This window comes from Halorhabdus sp. CBA1104, assembly GCF_009690625.1.
Lineage (GTDB): Archaea > Halobacteriota > Halobacteria > Halobacteriales > Haloarculaceae > Halorhabdus.
The window spans coordinates 1,998,508-2,016,429 of the sequence record NZ_CP033878.1 but is presented as its reverse complement, the minus strand read 5'-3'; the positions used below and the strand labels follow the sequence as shown (position 1 = coordinate 2,016,429).

The following is a 17,922-nucleotide window of genomic DNA, read 5'->3' as shown; positions in this document are numbered from 1 at the left end:
GCGTTATACCGTTTCGTCGATGGAAGCCATTGTGTCTTCGTCGGTGAGCGGTTCACTGTCCCAGTATTCGTGATCTTCGTCGTCCCGGAAGCAACTTGCGGAATGGGTTCGTCCACCTTCGATGTCGCCACCGAGGGCCGGAGACTCGTGTTTACAGACTTCTCGGGCTTCAGGACACCGCGTGTGGAACCGACAGCCCGACGGCGGGTTCACCGGATCGGGGATGTCGATCGATCGAATCGGCGGCTCCGAAACCTCCTGGTCGGGTTCGACCGAGGCAGTTGCCCACTTCAGGACTTTCGTGTAGGGATGTTTCGGATCTGCGAGCACTTCGCCCGCAGGACCGATCTCGACGATCTCGCCCAGATACATGATGCCGAGTCGACCGTCGGATTTCTCGGCGAGATACCGGGCGTTCGAGAGGTTGTGAGAGATGAACAGGTAGGACGTATTGAACTGCTCTTGGAGCTCCAACATGAGGTTCATCATCTCGACGCGCAGCGAGACGTCGAGCGCCGAGACGGCCTCGTCGGCCAAGATCATGTCGGGGTTCATCAACAGTGCGCGGATCAGTGCGACCCGCTGTTGTTCGCCACCCGACAGTTGGTGTGGATAGCGATTGGCGTAATCAGCTGCCGGTTCGAGCCCACACCGCTCGAGCATTCCCAGGACGCGTGCCTGTCGGTCTTCGCTCTCTAAGTCCGGTTGCCACCGCTTTAGCGGTGCGGCGAGAGATGCCATTACGGTCCGGTTGGGGTTCAACGCGCCGCCCGGATCCTGGTGGATGATCTGGAGGGATTTGCGGATCTCCTTGTAGTCGATCTCGCCGATCCCGTCGTCTTTGGTGGCCCAGATGTCCTGACCCCGATAGGAGACAGTCCCGCCCGTTGGTCGCTGGGCGGCGATCCCGGTCTTGCCAAGCGTCGTCTTGCCACAGCCACTCTCCCCGACCAGCGCCACCACGTCGTTTTCTGGAATTTCCAGGGAGACGCCGTCGACGGCCCGGACGATGTCCGGCTCTTCGAAGAGATCGAGGATGTTCTGGTCTTTCTCGAAGTGGACTTCGACGTCATCGAGAGTGACGACTGTCTCGTCGTCGGCCGTCGGGCGCCGTTCCCGATCGACGGTACCCTCGTAGGCGTCGGCGTCGATCTCGAGTGGCATCTCCGCTCTGGCTCGCTCCCAATGATAACACGCCGCGAAGTGGTCTTCGTCCGTCGACGCTGCCCCGCCGTTGTCCGTCCCGATGTCGTGGAAGGGCGGGTGTTCTTCTAGACACTCCTCGGTCGCGAGCGAACACCGGTCGGCGTACGTACAACCTGCCGGGATATTCGAGGGATGTGGGGCCGATCCGTCGATTGGTTGCATCGTGTCCAGTGGCGCATCGAGGTTCGGAACGGCCTTCAACAGCGATCTGGTGTAGGGGTGGCCCGGCTCCGTGATGATCTCGTCTGATGGCCCCAACTCGACGATCTCGAAGGCGTACAGGACACCCAATCTGTCAGCCAGCCCCGCGACCAGCGGGAGGTCGTGGGTGATGAACACGATCGAGAGATTGTACTTCTCCTGGACGTCGTCGATCAGGCTCAAAATCGAGCGCTGCATCAACAGGTCCAGGGCGCCGGTCGGCTCGTCCATGACTAGCACTGACGGTTCGAGGACGATGCTCAGCGCGATCAGTGCTCGCTGGGACATGCCGCCACTGAGTTCGTGTGGATACGAATCCAGTACCCGATCCGGATCGAGATACAGGTCAGAGAGCAGTTCCCTAGCCCGCTCGATGCCTTCGTTTTGACCGACGTCGTGGGCTCTGAGCGTCTCCTCGAAGTGGCCCTTGATCGTCATCGTCGGGTTGAACGAACTGAGTGCCCCCTGGAAGACCATCGAAATCTCCTCCCAGCGAAGCGACTTCAGCTGTGCGGTCGGGATGTCGAGGACGTCGATCGCCTCACCTTCTGCTGGTTGATAGGTAATGTCTCCCGAGACCTTTCCGGGCTTCTCGACGGCGTCGAGCAGTGCCGAGGCGAACATCGACTTGCCACTGCCGCTTTCGCCGACGATACCGAGGATCTCTCCTCGGTGGATATCGACGTCGACGCCGTTGACGACGTTTGCCTTGCCTTCGCCCGTCTCGTAGGAGACGACCAAATCTCGGACGGTCATGATATCGTCTTGCTGACCGCCGATCGGTTCCGCCTGCGTCACCGTGTCGATAGAATCGTTCGTTGCCATTATGAAACCGCTCCTACGGAGGTTGTCGGTTCACTTTCTTCGTCCTCTTCGGGTCCGTCTTCCCCGGTTACTGTCTCGGCGTGGCGCGCACGCACGCGCGGGTTGAATAACCTGTCTGCCGACTGCGCGAGCAACGTCAGGCCGAGTGCGACGAGGACGACTGCGAACATCGGCACTGCGAGCCAGTGGAACGCCTCGAGTGACGTGACAGCACCGGCTTTCTGGTATGCCGAGTTCATCATCACTCCCCAGTTCGTGCTGCTGTAGGGCAACACGCCGAGGAAGTACAGTGCGACAGAGTTGAAGATCACCCAGCGGGCCTGCTGGACGAAGTTCATCGCGATGTACGGCATCAGATTCGGAATGATGTCGATCCCGAGGATGCGCGTCAGCGAGATATCCATGATCCGTGAGGCCTCGACGTACTCAGACTCCCTGAGCGTCAGCACCTGCGAGCGCAGCGAGCGGGCCAGTCCCGCCCACGCGTTGATCGACAGCAGAATGCCAATGAGGTACGGATTCCCGGCGATCGGCAGCGATGCCGCGAGGATAATAACCAGGGGCAGGCCGGGGATCGTCATGGCGATGTCAGAGATCGTCATCAGGACGCCATCGACAGTCCCGCCCTTGTATCCGGCCGTCGTCCCGATCACCGTCGCGACGACGACGGTGAACAGGGCCCCGGAGAGGATCATCTTCAGCATGCTCGGCGCGCCGTGGACGAGCTGTGCCAGTACACTCTCGCCGAGATAGGTCGTCCCAAGCGGATATTCCAGGGTTCCCCACGGCCACGGTGCTGCCAGGAGCGGGCCGAGTGGTTCCGGCCGCGCGACCAGGCTAGGCGCGATCAACGAGAGAAAGAGGAACAGCCCGATGATGAATAGTCCGATGCGTGCTCGCCAGTCTGTCCAGAGGATCCGGGCTGGGGCAAGCAGGAACTGGTCGACGCGATGGCGGATCCGATCGCGCCGTGACAGTGTCTTTTCGGCCGTTACTTCGAATGCATACTCCGAATCTGCGTTAGTACGACTCACGTTCAGCACCTCCGCTAGCTCGCGGGTCGATAAGACCGTACGTCAGATCGGCGATGAAGACGCCGATCACCACTGCGATCGTGATGAGGAGGAACGCACCCATCATCACAGGGAAGTCACGCCGCCCGATCGACTGGATCAGCTTCCGGCCCAGCCCCGGATACGCGAAGATCTCTTCGAGGATGACCGAGCCGCCAAACATGTAGCCAATCGAGATGAGCAACAGCGTGTACATCGGCAACAGCGCGTTCCGGCCGACGTATCGCAGCGCGATGCGGCCCTCCGAGAGTCCCCGGAGTCGCGCGACCCGGAGGTAATCTTCTCCGAGGATTCGGATACTGTTGCCCCGCATGTTCAGCGCCCAGCCCCCGAACCCGGTCAACACGAGTGAGCCGACCGGGAGTGTCGCGTGTTTGATCGAGCTAATGACGAATTCGAGGTTCAATCCAGGTGTGACCCCGGACGCGTAGTGGCCTCCGGTGGGCAACAGTTCCCACTGGTAGCCGACGAACGCGATCAACACCAGTCCAACGACGTAGAACGGGACTGACTGCAGGAGGATCCCAACGCCCGTCGTCGTGATGTCGAATTTGCTCCCTTCCCGGTAGGCCATGAACGCCCCGAGTCCGATCCCGATGACGAACATCAGGAACAACCCAGTCGTCATGATGAACAGCGTCCACGGCGCTCGCTCGGCAAGGACCATCGAGACTGGCTCGTTGAGCCAGACGGACTGGCCTAAGTCACCTTGGAGGAGCCCCCAGAGATAATTGCCGTACTGTACCCAGATTGGTTCGTCCGGAGAGATCGCCGTCAATGCCTCGATCCGTGCCTGCAACTCGGCTGGAGAGATGCTCGGATTTTGCTGCATGAGGTAGCCGCGCAGGGCTTGCATTGGGCCACCGGGTAACAATCGGATCAACCCGAACGTGAGCGTGATGACGGCCCAGACGGTAAAGACAGCGCGTCCGGTTCGTTTTAGTACATAATTCATGGTTATTCGTCGTGTATTGTGGACGAAACGGAAGTATTTGTGGTGGTTTCGTCACCGGCGTGCCGAGCGAGCAACCCTGTGGGGAAGTGGACGATCGGCGTGTGGTGGACAACCGCTCGCTCGCCAGCCGGTGTGTCGTTGTCTATTCGAGCTTGGCCGTCCAGTCTCCCCGTCGCGGGAGCCACTCGTTGGGCCAGTAGGTCTGGAGCTTGTCGCTATCCTTGGCCGGGACGTTCCAGTCGTCGGTCGTCATGAACGTCTGGGCCTGTTTCTCCATCATCGGGATCGCCGGCAGTGACTGGTTGATGATCCAGGCCAGCTCTTTGACGAGTTGCGCGGCCTGGTCACCGGTCGCAGACGACAGCTTTTGGAGCTTCGGAAGCGGGTTGACTTCTTCCGGTTCGGCGTTCGGCTGCCCGTACGGCGGGACCTCGACGGTCTCGGGCACGTTCCAGTAGGACGTCGCATCGTTGCTGTTGAGCATCCAGCTCTGGTGGAAGAACGGGTACCGTCGGCCGTAGTCCGTCCAGGACTGGGTGGCCATATCGAAGTCGCTGTTGACGTAGGATTTCCCCCAGTACGTCGAGGACGATTCCGTGATCAAATTGGCGTCGATCCCGAAGTCCTGTAGCAGTGAGACGATGGTCTGGTCGGCAGAGACCCAATCGGAGAACGCCGACGTCACTTTCAGATCCATCGAGATCTTGTTCCCGTCGCTGTCGCGCCACATGCCGCCGGATTTGGAGTAGCCAGCTTCGCGCATCAGCGTGGCTGCCTTCTCGGTGTCGTACTGGTACTTTTCGAACTTGTCGTAGTCGTCACCGAGCCACTCCTTGACGTCACCGGTCAGCTGACTGGTGATTCCACTCGGCACGTTGACGCCGGCCTTGGTGCCGGTGCCGCCGCCGGAGTTACGAGCGACGAGTTGACGCCTGATCGCGTAGGCGAACGCCTGGCGGACCTTTCGCTTTCCGAGATGTTTGTTCTCCCAGTTGGGAATGAGCCCCATCCCGTAGTGGCGCGGGATCGTCCCGACCACGACGTTGTCGGGCAGCTTCTTGAGCTGATTTTCGGGCATGAAGAGGGTATCGTACCCGTCCGTGACGCCGTTTTGGAGCATCTGCCAGCGCTTCTGGTTCGACGGTGAGTACCGGTACTCGAGTTCCGGGTAGTTGAACTGGTCTGCGTCCGGGTGATCCTCGTACTTCGTGAGGAGGGTCCGCTGAGAGTCGGCGTCTTCGAACTGGAACGGTCCGGCACCGACCGGATCGTCGTCGGGCGTGATCGTCCACTTGCTGGTCAGTTCGTTGGTGACTGCCGAGCGCTCGTCGTCCGTCGTGGCGTCGTGATAGCGCTCGACGAACCGCCCGAAGCCGTCGTAGGACGCCCCATCGAGAGTGTAGGGCGTGTAAATGTGCTTTGGCTGCAACAGGCCCATCGCGATGGACGTGTTGACATCGCTCAACCGGAGCTCGACCGTCTTGTCGTCGATCTTCTGGACGGATTCCTGAATGTCCTCAGCCAGGTAATTCTTCAGGGTCCCGCCGGTGTACATGTCCAGTTCGAGCTGGGCGAGGAGGTCGTCGGCGGTGACGGACTGGCCCGTCTGCCACGTGAGTCCGTCCCGGACGGTCAGGGAAATCGTGTTGCCGTCCCACTCCCAATCCGAGACAGCGTAGCCCTCGTACTCTCCCGACGCCAGGTTGAAGTACATGAACCGGTCGAACATGAACCGTCGGGGCTTCGGGAAGTTCTTCGTATTGTACGGGTTGTAGTTCGACGAATTCGGATTGGGCCACTGGGCGAACGAGAGGGTTGGATCTGCCGGATCGCCCTGCTCGCTGGTCTCGGTTTCCTCGCCAGTGTCTCCCCCTCCGGTGTCCGTCTCCGTCGGCGTCCCATTGCTGTCTGCCTGTGTCGTCGTGTCGCCGCCACCACACCCGGCCAACATGCCAACTGCCGCCGCACCGCCGGCACCCAGCAGCCGGCGTCGTGTCATCCAGTTCATCTCCGTCGCGTCGGTATTGCCGTCCGGCATACCCCCATAGTTTATAGCCGTGGTTGAAATAATTTGTGCTCCAGTTATTCACCCCGATTGGTGACACAATATTTATAACGGAAGACGAGAATGTACCAGTATGAACGCAGATTCTACCGCCAAAGCGGCTCCACAGTCGCTGCTTGGTGGCTTCAGGGACGACCACCCGGCAATCGTCGGTTTCGTCGTATTGGAGCTGGCTGTGGTACTCTTATCAGTCATGACGAGTGTTCTCGCCGGCGGGCAAGGTGGTGAACAAACGTTACTCAACGAGCTGGCTGGACTATTGTTCGCCGTCGCGATCATTTACGGCGTTGTCGGGACGATCGGGTTCGCTATCGTCCTCAGTGTGCGCTTTTTCACCACGTGAGGAACTGGACACGTTCACGCTTTGCCCGCGCGACGCGAGTTGCTTATAAAAACATAGGGTCGCAGAAATCTGAATAAAACTATCTCTTTTTCAGATTGAATATAAAATAGCGAAAAATCATCGTTGAGCTCTTCTAACGTCGGTATTTAGCAGTATCGGTCGTTCATTCGATATCTGTCGTTTTCGTTAGCACTCGAATATTCCATCAGATTTTTAAATGCGGGTAATCGAGATGCGAGAACGATGACCGCAACCGATACGACCACCGACTTCGATGGACGCATCGCCTACTATACGATGGAGATCGCCATCGACAATGCCCTCAACACCTACAGCGGCGGTCTGGGTGTCCTCGCCGGCGACACGATCCGCTCGATGGCCGATATGGAGGTTCCCGCTGTGTGTGTCACACAGCTCAACGAGAAAGGGTATTGCCGACAGACCCTCGAAGAAGACGGTTCACAGATCAGCGAACCGGACCCCTGGCCGGTAGAGAAACACTGTGACCGACTGGACGTCGAGACGACCGTCTCCGTGTTCGGCCGTGATGTGACCGTGACGGCCTGGCGGTACGACGTCGAGTCGACGAAGAGTGACGGCGTCGTCCCGATCATCTTTCTGGATACCAACGTCGACGACAACGACGACAAAGCCCGTCAGTTCACACAGCGCCTCTATGCGCCGGGATACGGTGAGGACGTCACTCTAGCCCAGGAACTCGTTCTCGGGATCGCCGGGACCCGGATCCTCGACGAGCTCGGCTACGACGTCGACACCTACCACATGAACGAGGGCCACGCGGCGTTTCTCACGACCGAACTGCTGCAGGGCCGCGGACTCTCCCCGGAGCAGGTTCGTGAGAAGAGCGCGTTCACGACCCACACGCCGGTCGAGGCCGGTCACGACGAGTTCGATTGGGTGATGGTCACGGACGCCCTCGGCCCGTCCTTCGACGTCGACGCGCTTCGGGCCTACAGTCACGATCAGGGCCTGAACATGTCGCTGCTGGCGTTGCACCTCTCGGGGTACGCAAACAGTGTCGCCAAGAAACACCAGGAGGTCTCGCAGAACATGTTCCCCGAGTTCGACATCGATGCGATCACCAACGGCGTTCACGTCCCCTACTGGATCGGGGACGCCTTCGGTGACCTCTACGACGACCACATTTCGGGGTGGCGCGAGAACCCCTACAAGTTCAAACACGCCACGGTGCTTCCCGACGAGGATCTCTGGGAGGCCCACCAGGCACAGAAGCGCGAGACAATCGAGTTCATCAACGAGCGTGAGGGCGCCGACCTCGATCCCGAGACGCTGACGATCGGCTTCGCCCGGCGGGCGGCCGCCTACAAGCGTGCCGACCTGCTGTTTTACGATACTGACCGTCTACGGGAGATCGCCGAGACCGTCGGTGACTTCCAGGTCATCTACGCCGGGACGGCGTTCCCGGGAGACGAGAACGGCGAGCAGAAGATCCGCGATGTCGTCGCCAACGCCAAAGACCTCGAGGGCGTCGTCGACGTCGAGTACGTCCAGAACTACGACATGGAACTGGGCGCAAAGCTGACCTCGGGTGTCGACGTCTGGCTCAACAACCCTCGCCGCCCACTCGAAGCCTGTGGGACCTCCGGGATGAAGGCTGCCTACAACGGTATCCCGCAGTTTGGAACCCTGGACGGCTGGTGGGTCGAGGGCCACATCGAGGGCGAAACAGGCTGGAAAATCGGCCCCGAACCTGCAGAGAGCACCCCTGACCAGACCTCCGACGAAGAAGAGACCCGTCAGGACGCGATGGCGCTGTACGATCAACTCGAGAACGAAGTCGTCCCGACGTACTACGACGACCGCGAGCAGTGGATCGACGTGATGCGCCAGACGATCGCGTTCAACGGTCCGTACTATCACACTCGCCGGATGGTCCGGGAGTACCTGATGGACGCCTATACGAACTGACCGGCGCTGAGAACACTTTCTTCGCGTCTCTTTTGTGTTCGTCGCGGGAATCGCTTCGATACGTCCACTCGCCCGCCTTCGACCAGCGGGGAGCACGCGTGATCAACCACTGTGGCGGCGCGGAGACACGATTGCCGTGCCAGCGTGGAGGCACGATTCGAACTCACTGGCGGTGCCTTCGTGGAGTCTCTGCCTGTTTTCTCTTGGCTGCTGTACGACATCCGGCACTGGCGGACTGCCCAGCCGTGTACACGTCTTTTCACGCACCCGGTCGAAACGCTCCCGTTTCCTTACTCTGCCGGGAGGATGACGGCGTCCTCGACGGTAACACCGGCCTCTGTGGCTACGTTCTCGTCGCTCAGTTCGTCGACTGGCTCGACAGCTGTCTCGGGGAGTCCGACTGCTCTCGGTTCGTGGCCGAAGTTCAACACGACGACGTAGCGGTCCGTCCCGCTCCCGCGAGCGTAGGCTATGACTCGTTCGGAGTCTGTTTCGACTTCGACGGGTTCGAACTCAGCCTCGCCTCCTAGGGCGTCGATCTCCTCGCGCGTGCTACTGAGTTGTCGGTAGAATTCGAGTAACTCCTCGTCCGGGTGGTCCCAGTCGGGCTCCCCGCGCCGCTTGCGCTCGCCGAACTCCTGGCCCGCATAGAGCATCGGCATGCCGGGCAGCGTGAACGTCGCTGTCGCGGCCGCCCGGACAGCGTGGGTCCCGACTGCCGACACGTACCGTTCCTCGTCGTGGTTCTCGATGTACGTCAGGAAGCCTGCGTGATCCGGGAAGCCGATCCGGTAGCGACTTTCCAGGGACTCATAGAGCTGTTTGGCCGGCTGATTGCCCCGTCCGATCTGCAACAGGTCGAAGTACAGCCCGGCGTCGAAGTGGACGTCGAAACAGAGGTTGTGGAAGTCTGCGACGTACGGAATCGTCTCGTCCATCAAGAGGAACTCCTCGTCGACGGTCTTGACTGTCTCGCGGATTTCCTGCCAGAATGGCATGGGGACAGCCCAGGCCATGTCACACCGAAAGCCGTCGACGATCCCGGCCCACTTCTGGACCGCATCCAGCAGGTGGCGACGGACTTCGAGGTTCGTATAGTCGAAGTTCGCGATCAACTCCCAGTCGAAGTACGTCTCGGGTTCACGGGCCTCGCGGTCCTTCCAGTCGTACCATTCGAGGTACTGTTCGTCACCGGCCAGGGCACGCTGGTAGAACTCGTGGTCCCGGGCCGAGTGATTGAGCACGAGATCGAAGAGGACGCGCATGTCCCGATCGTGGGCCTCGGCGACCAACGTCCGGAACGCGTCTTCCCCACCGAGGTCTTCTGCGATCGAGAAGAACGCCGTGATATTGTAGCCGTGATCGTTGCCGTCATGCTGGAGGACGGGCGTGAACCACAGCGTGTCGACGCCGAGATCTTGCATGTAATCGAGTTTCTCGGTGATCGCCTCGAACATCGACTGGCCGGGCTCGGGGTCGACGTATCCTCGGACGTAGATCTCCGAGAGCGTCATCTCCTTGCTCCAGGCCGGGGGCTCGTTGAGCCGGTCGACAGTCCCATCCGGGTGGAGGCAAACCGAATCGGGTACGCTGTACTGCTCGCCGACCGCGATGGCATGAACGCGGGCGTCGTCGTCGAGTGCCTCGATTGGGACGTGTAGTTCACGACCGTCGACTGTATACCCATCCAGTGTATCACGGTCGTCGACGTAGAATTCGACGTCGAGATCAGCGGCTGGCGCGCCGCGGTGTGGTTCGGTCTGTGGCTGGGCTCGCAAGACGACTGTGCTCCCGTCTTGTTCGCTTTCGAGTGTCAGTCGTGGTCGCGCTTTGCCGGGCTTTGGAGGGCCATGCCCGGAGCCAACGCCCGAATCGGATCGGCCTGTGGTCCCGCTTGTCTTTCCAGTCTCACTGCTACCGCTCGCGCCGCTGTGTCCGTTCGTGGGCGTCGCTGTCTCGTCGGCGATTGCCATCTCAGCCGGGAACGTTCGGATGGTGAGTTCGTGTTCCCCGTCCGGTGCTGAGAGGACGATAGTGTATCGCCCCGGGACATCCGGGGCGAACGTCTCGACGGCATCGTCGCCCACTACTGTGTGACTCCCATCTGGAGCCTCCTCGATACGCCAGGTGTACGTACCCGACGGGTCGGGCTTTCGCGGGGCGAGCTCGGTCGACTCTCCCACGGCGAGAAAGCGCGGTGGTCCAGGATGGTGCATGGACATACTCTACCTGTTTGGTACGGGTGTTGAAAATAACTGTGGGGATGACGTTCACCGACCACTCTGCCTCGGGACTTGACCCCGAGGCAGTTCACTGGCAAAGGGGGATCACGCTCTCGGACACCCTTTCGCATTATCGCCGGAGCAAACGCAATACCACGACTATTCGACCGTGGATTCGCGTTGGCACTCCACGATACAATCCATCGGCAACACCACAGCTGGCCCTTCCCCGGTGTTTAAAAATAAGCGACCCATACCAACGGGTAGCAGATATAAACCGCATGCAGCCTTTGGGTCTGTCGTATCCAGAACCACTCCCAGATGGTTGCTGCATCTCATCGACTACACGGCCTCACGGTCGAAATGCCCGGCGAGTGCGGTCATCATCGCCGTCCAGTGTGTGCGGACGAAGATGATGCCGGTCGTGTTGGGCGTGGCTTGTGGGAGTGCACCCGATGCGGTATCGTTGCACCTGGCGACGTGCACGGAGTCGATACCAGCAGACAGAAACCGCTCCCCGTGACTTCCCACTCGGTGATAGCTAACGGCCGTGTGGCACAGCTATCGCCACACTTGTTCGACTGCGCGGGCGGGACGTCCACCACGAGAGAACAGGCCGTCTCGTCGACCGGCAAATGTCCGACTTGCGGTACGGGACGCCGTCCCTCTCCGCTTATGGCGGAGAGAACATCACTCGATAAATACGATGACAGAACACGACGATTCTGACAGCCACCATCCGGGTCCGCCACGGTTTCTCCAGTTGGGAGAGAGCATCGCCGACCCGATCTACGTCGACATGGAACATGGCTACGACAGAGACAACCTCGCGCCGACGATCACGGGCACGCCTGAACGCGATCCCGACCCGTATCGGAAAGAGACGTTCGTCTGGCGCCTCCGAGAGAAACCAGAGGGCAGCAAAGCGGGCCTCGAGTACGCGCCGACGCCCTTCGAGAACGACGCCGAGCAGTACGACGAGGGGACACACAATACCGCCGAATTCGAACCGGACAAATCGGGGACGTACGTCTTCGAACTCGATGCACCAGACGGTACCCACGAGCTGACCATCGAGGTGGTTCCGCCGCCAGTTACCGAAGACGGCACCGAGCTATTCGATATCGAAGACGAACTCCCAACCGACGCCCGAGAGGCGACCGGCGGGCCGCCACGGCTCGCACTCGACGGGGCCTACGATGCTGACGCCGGTGAGTTCGTGATCGAATCGAACCCGGAACTCGCGCCCGATAGCTACGCGGCCCCCGAGGATCTGGCTGTCTTGGTTCTCCCGCACGACGCCGCGTCTCTCGATCGTGACGAGATCGACGTCGAGGGGAACACTGCCCGCGTGCCCATCGAGGCACTGGATGAGCCGACGCGAGTGTTCGCCGCTCCCTACGATGGCGTCCGCCTGGGCACGACCGACGAAATCGTCCTCGACCCGGACGAGACGTCAGTATCCTACCCTAATCGTGCCCCCGAGTGGCTCGACGATGCCGTCGTTTACGAGATTTTCACGCGGTCGTTTGCCGGCCAAAAGGGCGAAACCGACTTCGAGTTCCTCACCGAGAAAGTAGAGTACCTCGACGAGTTGGGCATCGACCTCCTCTGGTTGACGCCGATCGTCCCTGCCTGGAGCGGGACGGCCGACACCCCGCCGGGCGGTCCCCACGGCTACGATACCAGCGATTACTTTACCGTCGCCGAAGACCTCGGCACGATCGAGGCGTTCGAGGCGTTCGTCGAGACCTGCCACGATCACGACATCAAAGTAGCGTTCGATCTCGTCGCCAATCACGTCGGCTGGGACCACGCGTACTGGCAAGACACGATCGCCGATCTCGGCGACGGGCCGGAAGATCCCAACGGGTTCCCCGAGGTCGACGCCTGGGATACCGACTCGCCGTACTTCGACTGGTTCGACCGCCAATCCCGGACCAACGGCATCGACGCCACCCCGGCCCAGACGAGCTTCTTCGACGTCCGCCTGCACCCGAACCTGAACTACGGCAATCTGGCGCTGCGAGAGCACATTCTTGCCGTCGTGGATTTCTGGTCGGATATCGTCGACGCGTTCCGGTGTGACATCGCGTGGGGCGTCCCTCACTCCTTCTGGACGGAAGCCCGGCGGTTGACCCGCGAGAAAGACGAGGCCTTCCTGTGGCTCGATGAATCGATCCCACGCATCCCGGAGATGGGCGAGTCCGAATTCGACCTGCACTTTGACTCGACGGAGTTCATGCGGACGGCCCACGCCGTCGCTCGCGGGGAACGACCGCCAAAAGACCTCATCGGTGCCATCGAGGTGCGGCAAAACGATGGCTTCCCGTCGTACTCACGCCTCATCAACGCCACCGAGAACCACGACGAGTCCAGACTCTACTACGAGGCGACAGCCAACGGCCACCGCACCGACCCCGCGGCGGCCCAGCGTGCGGCCCTCGCCGCCGCGTTCACGCTGCCGGGCGTCCCCTTCCTCTATTATGGCCAAGAGCGCCTGATCTCCGAATACGGGGAGCGCCGGGAGAGCCCTTATGCCGGTCGCGAGGACCAGACGGGCGACATCAAGGCCGACCCGTACAAGCGGGCGTTCATGAACTGGGCGGAATACGACGCCCCACACCTCGAGTTCGTCTCGGCCCTCGTCGACTTCTATCACGAGTCGCCGGTCTTGGGTCCAGAGGCGACCCTCGTTCGGGAGGCCCACCGGGCGGCGGCCGGTGACGACGTGCTGGTGTTTGGCCGCGACGCTGGCGAGGAAAAACGCGTCGTCGTGATCAACTTCGCTGATCACTCTCACTGGGTCGACCTCCGGCTGCCGGTCGAGACACACGATCTATTCACTGGCGAGGACTTGCTCGTCGATCGCAAAGACGACGCGGTGACCGTCGAAGTCGAGACGCTCGCCGTCTTCGAGACGCCGACGCTGTTCGAGCAGGGTGGCAACTACTGGCACGAGGACGAACCACTGCCGAACGATCCGTAACTTATCTCCCGGTCCCGTGTCGGACCCTGGTTACGGACGATCCAGCCCGCTGAGTACTGTCCCATCGCCGGCCGTTGCCCCGTAGCGGTCTGGTGACCACTCGACTACCTTGCCGTCACGCTTTTTGAGCCACTCGAACTCGAAGGTGGTGCCTTCGGGAACCTCGATCTCGGCCGTCCACGTCGGGTACTCGTCGGCGGCCATCGGGACTGCTTTGTCGGGATCGAAGTTCCCGAGTGCGTCGAGACTCCCTGTGAGGTAGACTTCCGTTCCCCATTCGGTCTCGACATCGACCGCGATGGGCGTCGAGACTGGCTCACCCGACTCGAACTCGGGAGCGGGCTGGACCCACCGATACCCGTACGGAGCCACCAAGAGTCGGCGGTCGGCGAAGGTCACTGTCTCGTCGTCGAGGATGTCTACGAGTCCGCCCCGCGTCCAGACGTCCGCGAGTCCGTCCAGTGGCACTGCCTGTGGCTCGCCCGAGAAGTTCGCGAATGCCAGCATGCGCTCGTCGTCGTAGACGCGCTCGACGGCGAAGACCTCGGCTGGCCCGACCTCGAGGACGCGCTCGTCGCCTTGGGCGTGTACCGGCGTCAGTCCCTTTCGGGCATCCGAGAGCGCGGCGATCCCGTCAAATAGCCGCTGTTGGACGGTATCGTCTTCGGTTCGCTTCTCGGCGGCGTCCCAATCGAACGACGGGCGGTGGACCCACCGGTTGTCGTCGGCCTTGAGCGGATCAGCGAGATACGAGAAGTCGTTGCGCTGTCCGATCTCGATGCCGCTGTAGAGGAGTGGCATGCCCTTCATTGCGTAGACGACGCTGTGCAACAGGAGGCCACGGCGGATCGCCGTATCGACATCTTCACTGTCGCCTTCGATTTGGGCACGCTGGAGACCGGTTAGGGCCGCCATCGTTCCGGAGGTACGGGCCTCGCCGGTCGCTTCATCGACCTGGAAACGGTACCCCTCTGCGTAACTGTCTGTCGTGTCGCCGGCGTAGAAGTCCGCACAGAACCGGCGTTCGGCCGTCGGATCGCGCCCGAGGGCGGCTTGGACGTCGCCGTTGTCCAGTCCCCAGCCGATGTCGTCGTGACACCGGACGTAGTTGAGCCAGGTCGCCGACTCGGGTGTCTGTGGGAGTTTTGCCATCGCCTGAGAGAGCAATCGGGCGTCCTCACGGGCCAGTGCGTGCCAGGCGTGGGCCATCAGCGGCGCGCCGTAGGCAATCTCACATTCCTCGCCCTCGTGGCCGCCCGTCCCGAGGTACTTGACCGTCTCTTCGGGTGAGACGATCGCTTCGGCCTTAAAGAGGACACCCGGCGCGGCAATCCGCACCAGGGCGCGGTAGGCCCGGAGAATCTCGTGGGCCTCCGGCCGGTTCCGGCAGTCTGTCCCCATCTCTTTCCAGAGGAACGGGACTGCATCGAGGCGAAGCGAATCCGTCCCAACGTTTGCGATAAACAGCATCTCCCGCAGCATCTGAACGAAGACGTCCGGATTCGCGTAATCGAGATCCCACTGGAAGTCGTAGAAACTCGTCCAGACCCACCGGTCCATCGCTTCATCGTAGGTGAAATTGCCCGGCGCAAAGTCGGGAAAGACCTCGGGAACGGTCTCCTCGTATTGGTCGGGCTCGGTCCGGTCCTCGAAGGTGAGATAGAACTGCTCGAAGCGCTTCTCGCCGGCACGGGCGGCTTGTGCCCACTCGTGTTCTCGGGCAGTGTGGTTCATCACGAAGTCCAACGATAGCAAGATGTCTTCCTCTCGGAGATCCGCGGCGAGGGTGCGGAGATCCCCCATCGTCCCGAGATCGGAATCGACCGACCGGTAGTCTTTGACTGCGTACCCTCCGTCAGACCGCCCGTCCCGGGGCTCTAGCAGTGGCATCAGGTGGAGATAGGTCACCCCGAGCTCTTTCAGGTACGGGATCTTCTCGCGGACACTATCGAGATCACCGGCAAACAGGTCTACGTAGGCCATGTACCCGACGTGGTCGGGTTGCTGGAACCAGTCGGGCTGCTGGGCGCGCTCACGATCGAGTGCCCGGAGTTCCTCGTCGCGACTTTCGTATCCCGAAACCGCCGCATCGACGGCTCGAATCGCCCACTCGGCCGATCGGGCGTCGTCGCCGTAGACCGTCGAGAACGCTTCCCAGAACGTCTGTAGGTTCGCTTCGAGACGGTCGAGGATGGTCTCGCCCTCAGGGTGGTCGGCATAGCGGTCCGTGAGTCGTTCGTGTAGTGCTTCTACCGGATTGTTGTCGTCCCAGTTGGCTGGGTTGACATCGGGATCGTGTCTAACCATCGTATCAGGCTTCTCTTATACTGTGTGCAGTGTCCGTCACTAGCGCTCGATGCTCCGCTCTTCTGTTAGTTTCTTCGACCGTCGGCACCGAGTCGGTGCCTCCTGTGGGGGTGTTCTTGTCCGCGTCACTCTGTGAGACGAATCGTCGTCGGTCACTCCCGGATCGACCGGATATAGCCGTCCGATCGTCCCGAGAGACGGGACGGCAACCTGCCTGCTGGCTCGTTTCGAGCCTACCGTCCCCTTTCGCTTTGCTGGCATCCCGGTGTCGGCACTGACGGCGTTATCGGTCCTGGCCCGTCTCACAACGCGAGCTCTCGTTTGGGTCTCGTACGCTCATCTGCGGGCCTCGCTCATTGCTGTTTTGATCGATCGTTGGCGCAGTTCGGTGATAGACGCCCGCTCGGTTGGGTTCACTGCTCGACGTTCGAACAGCCGCTGCATTTCCTTCCGGGGTGCCCCCACAACGACGAGAACGCGCCCCTGGCAGGCGGCCTGGCGATCATCTATCGAGACTGCCTTCGCTCTCGCTTGCTCGATTGGCCCTCCGCCACGTGAATGTCATTGTGAGACATCGTATCCACAGCAGTCATTACGACCCGTCACGACAATCGGAGATATGGATCCTCTCGAGCAACTCACGGAGCCAGCCTACACCGGCGAGAATCGGTGCTTGCCGTGTACTGTTGTCAACACCGTTCTGGTGGGTGTGGCCGCGGCGCTGCTGTATCGACGAGAGCGAACGCTCACCAGTCTCGCGGTAGCCGCGATCGGCGCGGGCCTGGTTTACCTCCGTGGCTATGTGGTCCCGTACACGCCGAAGTTCGCTCCGCGCCTCGTCGAGGCGGCCCCGATCCCGTCCTCGATATTTCACGACGGAACACCGACACCAGGTCCCGAAGCATCTACATCGCTCGGCGACGTCGAAGACGACGGCGATGCCGTCTTGGACGAACTCGCGGCAGCTGGTGTCGTCACGGTCGCCGACGACACGGTCGAACTCACTGATGCGGTCGATTCGAGTTGGCACGACGAAATGGAGCGACTCGCGGCCCTTTCCGACGAGGAGCTTGCAACCGAGATCGAACGAACGATTCCACATATCACCGACGCCGAACCACTGGACGTCGAGGACCAACTGTGGTTCGTGCTCGGGGCCAACGACGAATATCTCTCCCAACTCGTCGCAATCACCGAACTGGGTGCCTATCGGGCGCTGGAATCGTCTCTCGACGATTCGCTTCGACTCGCCGGGGCACGCTCTCTCCGGATGTTTCTCTCTGTCTGTCCCGTCTGTGGCTCCGAGATCGTCCCCTCGACAGAGGCCAACTGCTGTGGGGCCTACGCGGATTCCGGTGTCCCCCGAAGGATCTCCTCGTCTGCCCGGAGTGTGAACAGCGAGTGTTCGAGTTTCCCGCCGAAGACAGCGTTGCCTGATCAGGTGCCAGTGCCAGTTTACGGTCACCAGCCGTTCAGGAGTACCCGAGGGACGTCGCCATCACGGGCAAATTCGTCTGTGCCAGCCGATCGGTTCGCTGTGTCCCACCGCTGTCCGGGACGTCGCCGTCTGCGGGCGTCTCTTCGAAGGCGCGTTATGTCCCTCGAGTCGACGAACTGACCCGCGAAAAGATTTTTACAATTCGAGTTGTAAATCTATTGCTAGTATGGGTCACGACACTCCGCAGTTCACGTCGCTTTTGCGAGGCGATACTGGTGGCCCGGGTTCGACACGTCGGTACAGCCGGACAATCGCCGGTAGCGTGCCGACCGCGATCGTATCGACGAC

General features: G+C 61.2%; 11 protein-coding genes. 4 read left to right on the top strand and 7 right to left on the bottom strand.

The features are described from left to right. Positions 1 to 3 precede the first annotated feature (3 nt). The 4 genes from Hrd1104_RS10140 to Hrd1104_RS10125 all read right to left on the bottom strand — a co-directional run bounded on the left by Hrd1104_RS10140 (position 4) and on the right by Hrd1104_RS10125 (position 6,298). Positions 4 to 2,232: an ABC transporter ATP-binding protein gene (locus Hrd1104_RS10140; protein ID WP_154552648.1), complete on the bottom strand. Its 2,229-nt coding sequence runs from the start codon at positions 2,230 to 2,232 to the stop codon at positions 4 to 6. Next, positions 2,232 to 3,266 (bottom strand): ABC transporter permease, encoded by a 1,035-nt coding sequence (locus Hrd1104_RS10135; RefSeq protein WP_229770463.1) that lies wholly within the window; start codon positions 3,264 to 3,266, stop codon positions 2,232 to 2,234. Before Hrd1104_RS10135 ends, Hrd1104_RS10140 begins: the two co-directional genes overlap by 1 nt. Next, entirely contained in the window at positions 3,253 to 4,260 is a 1,008-nt protein-coding gene (locus Hrd1104_RS10130; RefSeq protein WP_154552646.1) for an ABC transporter permease, read from the bottom strand. The genes Hrd1104_RS10135 and Hrd1104_RS10130 overlap by 14 nt, the downstream gene beginning before the upstream one ends. A gap of 142 nt (positions 4,261 to 4,402) precedes the next feature. Continuing rightward, positions 4,403 to 6,298 carry an ABC transporter substrate-binding protein gene (locus Hrd1104_RS10125; protein WP_154552645.1) on the bottom strand — a complete coding sequence of 632 codons (1,896 nt, stop codon included), beginning with the start codon at positions 6,296 to 6,298 and terminating at the stop codon, positions 4,403 to 4,405. Positions 6,299 to 6,398: 100 nt separating this feature from the next. Here Hrd1104_RS10125 and Hrd1104_RS10120 point away from each other — a divergent pair, with 100 nt between their 5' ends. Both Hrd1104_RS10120 and glgP read left to right on the top strand, forming a co-directional pair. Continuing rightward, positions 6,399 to 6,668: a hypothetical protein gene (locus Hrd1104_RS10120; RefSeq protein WP_154552644.1), complete on the top strand. Its 270-nt coding sequence runs from the start codon at positions 6,399 to 6,401 to the stop codon at positions 6,666 to 6,668. A gap of 243 nt (positions 6,669 to 6,911) precedes the next feature. Continuing rightward, positions 6,912 to 8,618, top strand: a complete 1,707-nt coding sequence (gene glgP, locus Hrd1104_RS10115) for an alpha-glucan family phosphorylase (protein WP_154552643.1) — start codon at positions 6,912 to 6,914, stop codon at positions 8,616 to 8,618. 290 nt (positions 8,619 to 8,908) lie between these two features. On the opposite strand, the gene malA is transcribed toward glgP, so the two are convergent. After that, entirely contained in the window at positions 8,909 to 10,840 is a 1,932-nt protein-coding gene (gene malA / locus Hrd1104_RS10110; RefSeq protein WP_229770462.1) for an alpha-amylase MalA, read from the bottom strand. A gap of 342 nt (positions 10,841 to 11,182) precedes the next feature. Beyond that, positions 11,183 to 11,371 (bottom strand): hypothetical protein, encoded by a 189-nt coding sequence (locus Hrd1104_RS10105; RefSeq protein ID WP_154552641.1) that lies wholly within the window; start codon positions 11,369 to 11,371, stop codon positions 11,183 to 11,185. Between the two features lie 175 nt (positions 11,372 to 11,546). Here Hrd1104_RS10105 and Hrd1104_RS10100 point away from each other — a divergent pair, with 175 nt between their 5' ends. Further along, on the top strand, positions 11,547 to 13,829 hold the full coding sequence (locus Hrd1104_RS10100) for an alpha-amylase family glycosyl hydrolase (RefSeq protein ID WP_154552640.1): 2,283 nt from the start codon (positions 11,547 to 11,549) through the stop codon (positions 13,827 to 13,829). Between the two features lie 30 nt (positions 13,830 to 13,859). Here the strand turns inward: Hrd1104_RS10100 and Hrd1104_RS10095 are convergent, their stop codons facing one another. Beyond that, positions 13,860 to 16,136: an alpha-amylase family glycosyl hydrolase gene (locus Hrd1104_RS10095; protein WP_154552639.1), complete on the bottom strand. Its 2,277-nt coding sequence runs from the start codon at positions 16,134 to 16,136 to the stop codon at positions 13,860 to 13,862. A 619-nt stretch (positions 16,137 to 16,755) separates the two neighbouring features. On the opposite strand from Hrd1104_RS10095, the gene Hrd1104_RS10090 reads away from it, so the two are divergent. Next, positions 16,756 to 17,754, top strand: a complete 999-nt coding sequence (locus tag Hrd1104_RS10090; RefSeq protein WP_154552638.1) for a hypothetical protein — start codon at positions 16,756 to 16,758, stop codon at positions 17,752 to 17,754. The last annotated feature ends 168 nt before the right edge of the window (positions 17,755 to 17,922 follow it).